Annotated in this window: 12 protein-coding genes; 5 read left to right on the top strand and 7 right to left on the bottom strand. The window is 53.9% G+C overall.

Annotated elements, in window-relative coordinates; all coding sequences use genetic code 11:
- On the top strand, nucleotides 1-1,017 hold the full coding sequence (locus ACTIDN_RS04570; RefSeq protein WP_415508197.1) for a ribonucleotide-diphosphate reductase subunit beta: 1,017 nt from the start codon (nucleotides 1-3) through the stop codon (nucleotides 1,015-1,017).
- A gap of 65 nt (nucleotides 1,018-1,082) precedes the next feature.
- On the opposite strand, the gene ACTIDN_RS04575 is transcribed toward ACTIDN_RS04570, so the two are convergent.
- On the bottom strand, nucleotides 1,083-1,874 hold the full coding sequence (locus ACTIDN_RS04575) for a tRNA1(Val) (adenine(37)-N6)-methyltransferase (protein ID WP_441376144.1): 792 nt from the start codon (nucleotides 1,872-1,874) through the stop codon (nucleotides 1,083-1,085).
- A gap of 114 nt (nucleotides 1,875-1,988) precedes the next feature.
- On the opposite strand from ACTIDN_RS04575, the gene ACTIDN_RS04580 reads away from it, so the two are divergent.
- Entirely contained in the window at nucleotides 1,989-3,059 is a 1,071-nt protein-coding gene (locus ACTIDN_RS04580; protein ID WP_441376200.1) for a polyprenyl synthetase family protein, read from the top strand.
- 92 nt (nucleotides 3,060-3,151) lie between these two features.
- Here the strand turns inward: ACTIDN_RS04580 and murI are convergent, their stop codons facing one another.
- Both murI and ACTIDN_RS04590 read right to left on the bottom strand, forming a co-directional pair.
- Complete coding sequence (gene murI, locus ACTIDN_RS04585) at nucleotides 3,152-4,015, bottom strand: glutamate racemase (protein ID WP_441376145.1); 864 nt, start codon at nucleotides 4,013-4,015, stop codon at nucleotides 3,152-3,154.
- Between the two features lie 11 nt (nucleotides 4,016-4,026).
- Nucleotides 4,027-4,779 (bottom strand): orotate phosphoribosyltransferase, encoded by a 753-nt coding sequence (locus tag ACTIDN_RS04590; protein ID WP_048839357.1) that lies wholly within the window; start codon nucleotides 4,777-4,779, stop codon nucleotides 4,027-4,029.
- 419 nt (nucleotides 4,780-5,198) lie between these two features.
- On the opposite strand from ACTIDN_RS04590, the gene ACTIDN_RS04595 reads away from it, so the two are divergent.
- Nucleotides 5,199-5,438 (top strand): hypothetical protein, encoded by a 240-nt coding sequence (locus ACTIDN_RS04595; RefSeq protein WP_441376146.1) that lies wholly within the window; start codon nucleotides 5,199-5,201, stop codon nucleotides 5,436-5,438.
- Nucleotides 5,439-5,536: 98 nt separating this feature from the next.
- Nucleotides 5,537-5,926 carry a hypothetical protein gene (locus ACTIDN_RS04600; RefSeq protein WP_441376147.1) on the top strand — a complete coding sequence of 130 codons (390 nt, stop codon included), beginning with the start codon at nucleotides 5,537-5,539 and terminating at the stop codon, nucleotides 5,924-5,926.
- Nucleotides 5,927-5,959: 33 nt separating this feature from the next.
- On the opposite strand, the gene ACTIDN_RS04605 is transcribed toward ACTIDN_RS04600, so the two are convergent.
- The 4 genes from ACTIDN_RS04605 to ACTIDN_RS04620 form a co-directional block, all read right to left on the bottom strand.
- Complete coding sequence (locus ACTIDN_RS04605; protein ID WP_415507488.1) at nucleotides 5,960-7,270, bottom strand: citrate synthase; 1,311 nt, start codon at nucleotides 7,268-7,270, stop codon at nucleotides 5,960-5,962.
- Nucleotides 7,271-7,421: 151 nt separating this feature from the next.
- On the bottom strand, nucleotides 7,422-7,949 hold the full coding sequence (locus ACTIDN_RS04610) for a SixA phosphatase family protein (protein WP_441376148.1): 528 nt from the start codon (nucleotides 7,947-7,949) through the stop codon (nucleotides 7,422-7,424).
- On the bottom strand, nucleotides 7,946-8,269 hold the full coding sequence (locus ACTIDN_RS04615; RefSeq protein ID WP_441376201.1) for a chorismate mutase: 324 nt from the start codon (nucleotides 8,267-8,269) through the stop codon (nucleotides 7,946-7,948). Before ACTIDN_RS04615 ends, ACTIDN_RS04610 begins: the two co-directional genes overlap by 4 nt.
- 51 nt (nucleotides 8,270-8,320) lie before the next feature.
- Nucleotides 8,321-9,064, bottom strand: a complete 744-nt coding sequence (locus tag ACTIDN_RS04620; RefSeq protein ID WP_441376202.1) for a metallophosphoesterase — start codon at nucleotides 9,062-9,064, stop codon at nucleotides 8,321-8,323.
- 287 nt (nucleotides 9,065-9,351) lie between these two features.
- Between ACTIDN_RS04620 and ACTIDN_RS04625 the strand changes: the two genes are divergently transcribed.
- The gene (locus tag ACTIDN_RS04625; protein ID WP_441376149.1) at nucleotides 9,352-10,869 is read left to right on the top strand and encodes a succinate CoA transferase; all 1,518 of its coding nucleotides are present in this window, start codon (nucleotides 9,352-9,354) and stop codon (nucleotides 10,867-10,869) included.
- The last annotated feature ends 51 nt before the right edge of the window (nucleotides 10,870-10,920 follow it).

A 10,920-nucleotide genomic window follows, 5' to 3' on the forward strand; every position in this document is an offset into this window, starting at 1 on the left:
ATGAGCGACGCCAAGACCGGCACCAACGAACAGGAACAGCATTTTGACCTGCTGACCTCCAACCCTGTTTATAAGCCGTTTCGTTACCCATGGGCTTATGATGCCTGGCTGACCCAGCAGCGCCTGCACTGGCTTCCGGAAGAAGTGCCGCTGGCTGACGACGTAAAGGACTGGCACCGTGTTCTTAACGATACGGAACGGCATCTGGTAACCCAGATTTTCCGCTTCTTCACACAGTCTGATGTTGAGGTGAACAACTGTTACATGAAGCACTACAGCCGGGTGTTTAAACCCACTGAAGTGCTGATGATGCTCTCAGCGTTCTCCAATATCGAAACCATCCACATTGCCGCTTACAGTCATCTTCTTGATACGCTGGGCATGCCGGAAGAAGAATATTCTGCATTCCTTAAGTATAAGGAAATGAAGGATAAATACGATTACATGCAAGGCTTCTCGGTCGATAGCAAGCATGAGATCGCCAAGACTCTGGCAGCCTTTGGGGCCTTTACGGAAGGGCTACAGCTTTTTGCCTCTTTCGCCATTCTGCTGAACTTCCCGCGCTTCAATAAACTGAAGGGCATGGGGCAGATTGTATCGTGGTCCGTGCGTGATGAAACACTACACTGCTTGTCTGTTATCCGCCTGTTCCGGGTGTTTGTGCATGAAAACCCGGAAATCTGGACAGACAGACTTCAGAATGAGTTGCGTGAAATTTGCGCCACCATTGTAGAGCACGAAGAAGCCTTTATTGATCTGGCCTTTGAAATGGGAGCAGTAGAAGGCTTGGATGCTGCTCAGGTGAAAACTTACATTCACTTTATTGCAGACCGTAGGCTTATTCAGCTTGGGCTGGAACCCCTCTACAACACGACCACCAATCCGCTGCCATGGCTGGATGACATGTTGAACGCGGTGGAACACACCAACTTCTTTGAAAATCGTGCCACTGAATACAGCCGCGCTTCAACTTCCGGCACGTGGGAAGAAGCCTTCGAAGCCTCTATTTTCGAATAAATGCTGCCACACATTTCGTGTGTTTAAAACGAAAGGCCACCCGGTATGGAGTGGCCTTTTTTGTGTCAGTCTTGCGGGACGGGGGAGCGCGTCATGCCCTGCTGCTTAGGCCCCAGAGCCAAGGCATGGCCTTCTTTCAAAATCAGGCGGCTTTCAGGGGTGAAACTCCCATCTGCTTCATGCAGCACTACTCCGGGCACAATGCGCGATGGGCTCCGCACACAGTAGCGGCTTTGGAGAAGCATGAGGCGCGCCTCCCGCCCGGTCTTGGGCCAGAGGGGGCATAGGGTGGTGCCGCCAAAACGATTCTGCGCCAGCGCATTGCAGGCATCGGCCAGTAGGTCCGCTGGTAGAATGAGAGTGAGCGTTCCCTTATAGCGTAACAGGCGCGTACAGCCCTTTACCCAGCTTTCCAGAGTATCAGGCAAGGCGCGCCGTGCCAGATCCCGGCGAGACAGCGGGGAAGGTGTGCCATTGCTGGCGTGCCAGGGCGGATTCGCAAAACAATGGTCGAAACGGCCAAACGGAACATCGGGTGGCAGGTCATCCGGAAAGAAACAATTTAGCAGTGTGACTTCTGTGCGCTGGTTAGCGTCCAGATTGTGCTGCGCGAGTGCAAGGCTTGGGGCATCAACTTCTATACCCCACAGAGACAGCCCTGATATGCGTTGGCTGAGACATAAGAGGCCAGCCCCCGCACCACAGCCGATTTCTGCCACGCGCTGGCCAGCTTTTGCAGGAATGCTGGCAGCCATGAGAACAGGTTCAAGGCCGGTTCTGTTGCCAGAAATAAACTGGTCGTAGCGAATTTTTCCGGCCATAAGTGTACCGGTAGAGAGTGAAGGAAGTTCGGACATACCCGGCCTTGACCAGAACAGTCTGGCTGTCTTGAAGTGGTTGATGCTTGACCGTTTTTCTGGTGCCCCGCATATGAAGGGACGTCAACTCATCCCATGGCTGGGGGAAAGCGTTTGGGTATTGCAGTTAGTCAGCCGGAGGTCGGCACGGCCACAAGCCAGGATGGATCTAGTGTTTCTGTGAGTAAGCCAGGAGAAGCGGGCTTAAAAGCCCTTGCCGATTATCTCGCGCCGGATATGCGTGCATGTAATCAGGTTATTATTGATCGTATGCAGAGCCCGGTTGCGCTTATTCCGCAACTTGCGGCCCACCTTGTCGCTGCGGGGGGCAAGCGCCTACGGCCCCTGCTGACATTGGCCTCAGCCCGGTTGTGCGGATATGACAATCAGGACGGTAAGCTGCGGCATGTTGAAATTGCAGCCTGTGTAGAATTTATTCACACAGCAACCCTGCTGCATGACGATGTTGTGGATGAAAGCCAGCTTCGCCGCGGTCTTGCGAGTGCCAATGCCATTTTCGGCAACAAGGCCTCCGTTCTGGTAGGGGATTTTCTGTTTGCCAGAGCCTTCCAGATTTTGACGGCTGATGCCTCGCTGGATGTAATGGCCATTCTTTCCGCAGCGTCTGCGACCCTCGCCGAGGGTGAGGTCATGCAAATGACCACACAAAATGACCTTTCAACCTCGGTCGACCAATATTTGCAGGTGATTTACGGCAAAACAGCGGCGCTTTTTGCAGCAGCCTGTGAATCCGGCGCTGTCATTGGTGAGATTTCTGCTGATAAGCGGGAAGCGCTACGTGTTTACGGTGCCAACCTTGGTATGGCTTTCCAGCTTGTTGATGATGCGCTGGATTACGCAGCAGACCAAGCTGTGCTGGGTAAAGAAGTGGGCGATGACTTCCGGGAAGGGAAGGTTACCTTGCCGGTGTTGGCAGCTTACGAAGCCGGTAGCGAGGAAGACCGCGTATTCTGGCGCCGGGTGATTGAAGAGTCTGAGCAGACGCCGGAAGATCTGGAGGCAGCGCTCCAGCGTATTGCTGAAACAAATGCCATTGCCGTGACTATGGCAAAGGCAGAAGAGTACGCAGCCAAGGCACGGGATGCTTTGGGTGTGTTTGCAGAGTGTGAAATCAAGTCCTTGCTTATTGAGACGGCAAGTTATTCTGCCAGTCGTGCCAGCTAGGCTGTTTGCCTAAGGGCGATAGCGTGAGAAGGTCAGACCCACACGGTCTGACCTTTTTTTTATGGTTTGGTGACTGAATGGTAAAAAGCGCTTCAGCTACAAATCTGTAGATGGAAATTGGTTTGGTCAGCACCTGACGGCCACAGAGTAATTGCGTCAAACCCGAAAGAAGGAAGACGCGCGGCCAAGGCCTCACTTCGCTCCGGCATAGCCGTAAACCACGCGCGGGGTGGTAGAACTGCCTCCGTTTTGCCGGGAAGCTCTTCAAGGCACGTAAGGGTATGGCGGGCCACAGCATCGGCAGGGTCCAGCCACGTTATGTGTGGGGGCGACAGAGCACGGAGTTGCTCCAGCACGAACGTATAATGTGTGCAGCCTAGCCCCACCGTATCCATCAGACCCTGAGTGTCGCGCTCAAAAAGGCCTAGAACTTCGTTTTTGATGGCATCTGCCGGGATTGGTTCTCCCCTAAACGCACATTCTGCCAGCGCGGCAAGGCCGGGAGCAGCATGAGCAATAAGGGTACAGTCTGGGGCGTAGAGTGTATGAAGGCGGGTAAGGTAGGGGCGCCGGATAGTGGCGCGGGTTGCCAGCAGGCCTATGACCTGACTGTGTGTTGTGCGTGCGGCCCAGCGAATGGGGGGGACACAACCAATAAAGGGCATGTCCGGCCACGCGGAACGCAGGGCCTCCAGAGCCAGAGTGCTGGCTGTATTACACGCGACAACAACAGCTTGCGGGCGCAGTTGCCTAATAGCTTGAGAGAGAAGCGAGACAATGCGTTCGATTAGGAAGGCATCTGCCTGCTCGCCGTACGGAAAAACGGCTGTGTCAGCCAGATAGTCGATATGAAGATCAGGCTTGAGGGCACGCAGGGCCCGTACAATGCCAAGGCCACCTACTCCGGAATCAAACGCCAGAACATGGTGGGGGGCAGACTGTACGGGCTCTGTCATGGCGTGCTGACTTAGCCCTGTTTTGCCTTGTAGGCCGCTGCTTCTTCAAGGCTGCCAACGCCACCGTGGCGGGCAGACCATGCGCAGGGATCTTCCAAGAAGCGCCGGACTTCAGCCGCAGCCGATTCAGAGAAGTAAGGACGCGTGGAGCAGACTTCGAGAACATCCCACCATGTGCACAGGGAGTGCAGCGCAACATTCATGTCGGTCAGGGTCCGGTGTGCACCGGGGAACACGCCGTAATAAAACACGACAAAGGCATGGTTGATGAGAGCTCCTGCATCGCGCAGAGCGTTGGCAAACCGTACTTTGGAAGCACCATCGGTTGTCAGGTCTTCAACCAGCAGGGTGCGCATGCCTTCTGGCACATCACCTTCAATCTGTGCATTGCGGCCAAAGCCTTTAGGCTTTTTGCGAACATAAGCCATGGGCAGCAGCATACGGTCGGCCATCCATGCGGCAAACGGGATGCCGGCAGTTTCACCACCTACAATGGCATCAAGGCTTTCGTACCCAACATGACGGCCAATTTTTTCAACACCCAGTTCCACAATCTTGGCGCGTGCACGGGGGAAGAAGATGATGCGGCGGCAATCGATATAGACCGGTGACTTCCAGCCGGATGTCAGGGTGTAAGGGTCTTCCGGGCGGAAATTGACAGCTTTGATTTCCAGCAGCAGGCGTGCTGTGGTCAGCGCCGCATCGTGGTCCCAGTCACTACTGTGGGTGGTATGGGGGGCTGCAAGATTTGCGGGTGACGTCATGAAGCACATCCTTGGCGAAATGGCGGTTGGAATTGGCTTTGGCATACCCTCCGGCGAAGGGAAAATCCATGCCTCATCGTATTCCAAGGCCGCAAGAAATCACAAATGATGCGTTTGCAGCCTATCCTGAGGAGAAAAAGCATGCCTCCTCAGGGGTCTATTAGGTTAGACTGCGGACCTATGGTGCGTACGGTGCAAACGTAAATAGAGGCACTGTGGGAGTCGGGCGTGAGGCGCTCTTCAAGCCATAAAACTATTGGGGCGACATGCCGTATCCTTTAAAGCCATGAAGACTATGGCAAAAAGAACACGGAAAAGAAGTTGTGATAACTACCTGTTAGTTTGTTGCTTGCTTCGGTGTGCTTTCTGGCGTTTAATCACCCCTGTTGAGATTGATTATTAATTGAGGAATATGTGCTGTGGCTGCTGAACTAAGTCGGATCGCCCGTAAGTGCGAGCGAGCTGTCATTACAGCGTATCAGGAGCTGCGTGAGGTGGGCACAGAAGATATGACCGCTTTTCACGCCTGCACAACGCTCTACCGCATCCATCACCCTGAAGCCTCTTTGAATGAAGCGCGGCGTCTGGTGTCTGAGTGGATTGACCACCATGTTGTACGCAAGTCTGACGGTCCGACAAAAGGGTGTGACTGCGGCTAAAGGTAACCTTAGCCTGCCAGACTTGCTCTTCCAGCATGCTGTATGAAGCCAGACGGTGTTATAGCCAGTCTGGCTTTTTTATTTTTAGAGTGGCGAGCATGACGCAAAATCTGAGTGGGTTGTGGCACGGGCAATTTAGTTACCCGCGTACATTTCAGGCAGAGTTTTTTACGGCCAGCCTGCTCGAACAAGCAGGGCTTTTATCGGGTGTCATCACAGAAAAAGCGCAGGATCCGCTGCATGCGTCTGGTGTGTTTCTGGCTCATGTCAGTGGGCAACATGACGGCACAACCGTTCATTTTCTCAAACGCTATGAGAGCATCACCCGCACACATACCGTTCACTATACCGGTCAGGTTAATAGCGATTCTACCGAGATTAGTGGCACATGGTCCATACCAAGCAATTGGTCTGGACCGTTTTTGATGGTGCGCGCTCACCCTCAGCAACAGCATGTTGTGATGAGGCAGACGGAACAAGTGGACTAAAAAAGGGGAGCCGAAGCTCCCCCATAAGCAAAATTACCGTTTGTCAGCTGGCGTAAAATCGCGTTCTGCTGCGCCAGTGTAGATCTGCCGTGGGCGGCTGATGCGCTGGCCCGGCTCCTCAATCATTTCTTTCCACTGGCTTACCCAGCCAGTAGTGCGGGCAACTGCAAACAGCACGGTGAACATGCTTGTGGGAATGCCCATGGCTTTGAGGATAATGCCGGAATAGAAATCAACATTCGGGTAAAGCTTACGCTGTACGAAATACTCGTCATTAATAGCGATTTTTTCGAGTTCGATCGCCAGATCCAGCAACGGATCATCTTTAATGCCCAGCTCTTCAAGAACTTCGTGGCAGGTCTGCTGCATGATTTTGGCGCGCGGGTCAAAATTCTTATAAACGCGATGCCCAAAGCCCATAAGCTTCACGCCGCTATTTTTGTCTTTCACCTTGCTGATGAAGTCAGGAATATTTTCCTTGGTGCCGATGGTGTCCAGCATTTTCAGGACAGCTTCGTTCGCGCCGCCATGGGCGGGTCCCCAAAGCGCAGCGATACCAGCAGCAATGCAGGCGAACGGATTGGCGCCAGTGGAGCCTGCCAGCCTGACTGTAGATGTTGAGGCGTTCTGCTCATGATCCGCATGTAAAATCAGGATGCGGTTCATGGCGCGTGCCAGAACAGGGTTGATCTTGTACGGTTCAGACACCCGCGCGAACATCATGGAAAGCAGGTTTTCTGCGTAGTTCAGTTCATTGCGAGGATAAATGAAGGCCTCACCTTGCGTATATTTATAAGCCCATGCCGCTATGGTCGGGATTTTAGCAATCAGACGCATAGCCGCGAGGTCACGGTGCGCTTTAACAGCAATGTCACCTGCATCTGGGTAGAAAGCGGAGAGCGCACCAACCGTTCCGCACAAAATAGCCATGGGGTGTGCATCGCGGCGGAAGCCGTTGAAGAAATTGCGGATCTGCTCGTGCAGGAGAGTATGGTTGGTCAGTGTTCTGTTGAAGGTTTCTGCTTCACTCTTATTGGGCAGATCCCCATTCAGCAGAAGATAAATGACTTCTTCGTAGGAGGCATGTTCGGCAAGTTGGGCAATGGGATAGCCCCGGTGCAGAAGGATGCCTTTATCCCCATCAATAAAGGTGATTTTGCTATTGCATGATGCTGTTTCGCCGTACCCGGGATCAAACGTAAAAACGTCCAATTCGGCCGGCAGCTTACGAATATCAACAACGTCCTGGCCCAGAGTGCCGGTGAGAACTGGGAATTCGGCAGTTTTGCCATTGAGCGAAATAGTGGCAGTGGCCTGCTTACCTTCGTTCTGCAACGTGCTCATGATACTTCCTTCTGCATAATAAGACGGCAGAACCTTTATGCGGCCTGCTGTTTGGCTGTTGTCTCTGATCTCACAGGAAACCGGAAGGAGGCTGCCGATAAACCGCACGTTATCTTAAAGACTCAAAGGCGGAAAACTGCCATTTTTGGCTTTAGGGTCGCGCGAATGTGTCTAAAGTCAGGTTATGATTATCATAGCGGGACCACTCTGGAGCCTGCTCACTGTCCTCGCTGCTCCATGCCGTGAACGCGGCGATAGATCCTGTTGCGAATCCTTGATCCAGCTCCATGGCCATTGGGTCAAGCGCTCGGGCCAAAGCAGAAATGCCCGGATTGTGGCCTACCAGTAAAACAGAGCGTGCGTGTGGAGGGGCCTTTTGTATTTGGGCCAGCAGCGCTTCAGGTGGTGCTTCATAAATGTCAGGGCAAAAAAAGGGCTCAGCTTCCAAGGGCGTGAGAAAAGGCTGAAGCCCCGCAAGCGTTTGCCGGGTCCGGAGGGCAGGGCTACATAAAACATAGTCTGGCGAGAGACCTTTCTGCCTGAGCCAGAGGCCGCAACGCTGAGCTGCGGCCTGTCCTGCTGCTGTCAGTGGCCGCGAACGGTCTGCTATTTCGCTGAAATCCCCCATAGGAGGGTTTGCGGCTTCGGCGTGTCTGAGCAGCAGCAGGGTAGTGTTCATTTTGTAGGAGCCTCGGCAGACTGCCGGGCAATGGCCTCATGGTGCCGGATGACTTCATGAATAATGAAGTTGAGGAATTTTTCTGCAAAATCCGGGTCCAGATGGGCTTCCTCTGCCAATGTACGCAAACGGGTGATCTGCCGCGTCTCCCGCGCCGGGTCTGCTGGTGGCATGCCATAGCGCGCCTTGAGAGCACCCACAGCCTTGGTGCAACGGAAACGCTCCGCCAGCATGGCCACAAGAGCGGCATCAATATTATCAATACTGCGCCGCAGGTCCTGAAGGGCGTCAACGGGGGAAGGCTGGTCTGTCACGGTTATTCTATGTCTCTTTATCATGGGGTAACGGTAAGAATGTTCTGCCATGCTGGCTTACAGAGCAATAGAAGATTCTTCCATAAAATCTGCTGGAAGGTCCAGCCATGCCAGATGCCCCCCTTTGCCAGCGCCTGTATCAGTAAAAATGGCCTCGCCGCCGGTGCGGCCGGGAATGGTTAAAGGGCAGCCGTTGGTGGAGCGTTGATCATGGCCGCAATAAACTGTGTAGCCGGTTGGGATATGGTTGACCCAGTTGAGGCAACGCTCAGGGTAACCATCTTTCTGCACACGGTTGGTGGTTTCCCCAAACAGTGCGCGGGACAGAAGAAAGGTCACACGGCCCAGAGCAGGCGGCGGCGGTTCCATGAGCATACGTACATCAAATGCGCCATGCACAAACACTTTGCGGCCTAGAACAATCCACGCCGGGGCGGCTTCAAGATAGGGAAGGATTGTGCTGAGGACATCCTGATTCTCAGGGCGGTAAAGCTGACTGAGGGTTGCTTCCAGCGGTGGGTCGGGCCGTAGTTTGCGGCCCATAAGAGCACGACCCAGCTTGCGGTCATGATTGCCGATGAGAAAAAGACCGCGCCCTTCCTTCATGACCTGCATCATGGCGCGTAGAACGCCTGCACTGTCAGGGCCGTAATCCACCAAGTCACCCAGTTGGATGATAAAACGATCTGTTGCGATGGCGTGCCGGAAAGCCTGTAGGTCTCCATGCACATCGCCCACGACGCGGAGTCCTTTCCGCAGCGCGTTTTTCACGTTTTCGTCAAGCAGGAAGCCTCTGTCCATCTGTGTTTGTCCACCAATCCTTCCTTCCATGTAGGCTTCCCGCATACGTGCCGAAAAGGGGCGGAGCGCAATTTTTTGTGTAAAAGCATCATGCACAAGCATGTGACAGGCCAGATGGCCTTTTTTCTGCCTAACGTGTGTGCGCACCCCGGCCCCATTTGGAGCCGGTTTGAAAAAGCTAGAAAACAGAGGGCTGTAGCCAAAGGCCGGACACGATATAAGGCCAGCCATTAGTCCGTTGGTTCTGCTTTTTCAGAACGATTTGAACAAGAACAGGAAGCCTCTTCATGGCAGAGCGCATTCGCAATACCTCTTTTCTGAACAAGGTTCGTCCGGCAGAAGCAGCAGCCGAACTGATCCGCCCCGGAGACATTGTAGGGGCCAGTGGGTTTACTGGTGCAGGTTACCCCAAGGCTGTGCCAGAAGCGCTGGCAGGCCTGATGGAAAAAGCCCACGCCAAAGGGCAGGAATACCGCATCAGCCTGATTACAGGCGCTTCAACCGGGCCTCAGCTGGATGGAGAGCTGGCACGTGTTAATGGCGTGTCCTTCCGCTCACCGTTCAATACCGATGCTGGTATGCGTAACCGGATTAACGAGAACGAAACGGATTATTTTGACAACCACCTTGGTCAGGTTGCCAGCCGTGCCGTGCAGGGAAACTACGGCAAATTTGACGTTGCCCTGATCGAAGCAACGGCCATTACCGAAGAGGGTGGCATTGTCCCCACATCGTCTGTCGGCAATTCCCAGACATTTCTGGATATTGCGGACAAGGTGATTATTGAGGTCAATGAATGGCAGCATCCGGGCCTTGAAGGGATTCATGATATCTGGGACGGCAACGTCAGTGGCGCGCCGGGCCGGGACATTATCCCCCTTAAAAAGGCTGATGGACGTATTGGTGGCCACTCCCTGAAGGTGGACCCCAACAAGATTGTGGCCATTGTTAAAACCAATGACCGTGACCGGAATGCGCCCTTTGCTGCACCTGATGCCGCCGCCAAAGCCATTGCAGGGCACCTGCTTGACTTCTTTGGCCACGAAGTGAAGCAGGGCCGCCTGCCGCCGTCTTTGCTGCCACTGCAGTCCGGTGTAGGCAACGTGGCCAATGCGGTGTTGGACGGCCTGAATGAAGGACCGTTTGAAAATCTGCTGGGGTATAGTGAGGTCATTCAGGATGGCATGTTGGCCATGCTGGATTCCGGGCGTATGCGCATGGCATCGGCCACGTCCTTCTCGCTCAGCCCCGATGCGGCAGAAGAAATCAACAACCGGATGGATTTCTTCCGTAACAAGATCATTCTGCGCCAGCAGGATGTTAGCAACAGCGCAGGCATTATCCGCCAGTTGGGCTGTATTGCCATGAACGGCATGATTGAGGCTGATATTTACGGGAACGTGAATTCAACCCGCGTCATGGGGTCCAAAATGATGAACGGTATTGGGGGATCTGGCGACTTTGCCCGTAACTCCTACCTATCCATCTTCCTGTCCCCATCAACGGCCAAGGGCAGCAAGATTTCTGCCATCGTGCCAATGGCAGCCCATGTTGACCACATTATGCAGGACACGCAGATATTTGTGACCGAGCAAGGGTTGGCTGATTTACGCGGGCTGTCCCCGGTCAAACGGGCGGAAGTGATTATCGCAAAGTGTGCACATCCGGATTATCGCCCGCAGTTGCAGGATTATCTTGACCGTGCGCTGAAACATTCCTTTGGGAAGCACACACCCCATCTGTTGAATGAGGCTCTGAGCTGGCATCAGCGTTTTGTGGAAACAGGCAGCATGTTGCAAAGCTGAGTTACGGTTCAGCATAGCAAGAAAAAGGGCGGCACTTTCAAGGTGCCGCCC

The sequence above is a fragment of the Acetobacter sp. genome, assembly GCF_052102375.1.
Classification (GTDB): Bacteria; Pseudomonadota; Alphaproteobacteria; order Acetobacterales; family Acetobacteraceae; genus Acetobacter.

What these genes read in the sequence shown, in the direction of transcription:
- ACTIDN_RS04605 (WP_415507488.1), bottom strand. Translation starts at nt 7,270, where the DNA reads ATGAGCACGTTGCAGAACGAAGGTAAGCAGGCCACTGCCACTATTTCG.
- ACTIDN_RS04600 (WP_441376147.1), top strand. Translation starts at nt 5,537, where the DNA reads ATGACGCAAAATCTGAGTGGGTTGTGGCACGGGCAATTTAGTTACCCG.
- ACTIDN_RS04610 (WP_441376148.1), bottom strand. Translation starts at nt 7,949, where the DNA reads ATGAACACTACCCTGCTGCTGCTCAGACACGCCGAAGCCGCAAACCCT.
- ACTIDN_RS04575 (WP_441376144.1), bottom strand. Translation starts at nt 1,874, where the DNA reads ATGTCCGAACTTCCTTCACTCTCTACCGGTACACTTATGGCCGGAAAA.
- ACTIDN_RS04625 (WP_441376149.1), top strand. Translation starts at nt 9,352, where the DNA reads ATGGCAGAGCGCATTCGCAATACCTCTTTTCTGAACAAGGTTCGTCCG.
- ACTIDN_RS04620 (WP_441376202.1), bottom strand. Translation starts at nt 9,064, where the DNA reads ATGGACAGAGGCTTCCTGCTTGACGAAAACGTGAAAAACGCGCTGCGG.
- murI (WP_441376145.1), bottom strand. Translation starts at nt 4,015, where the DNA reads ATGACAGAGCCCGTACAGTCTGCCCCCCACCATGTTCTGGCGTTTGAT.
- ACTIDN_RS04590 (WP_048839357.1), bottom strand. Translation starts at nt 4,779, where the DNA reads ATGACGTCACCCGCAAATCTTGCAGCCCCCCATACCACCCACAGTAGT.
- ACTIDN_RS04570 (WP_415508197.1), top strand. Translation starts at nt 1, where the DNA reads ATGAGCGACGCCAAGACCGGCACCAACGAACAGGAACAGCATTTTGAC.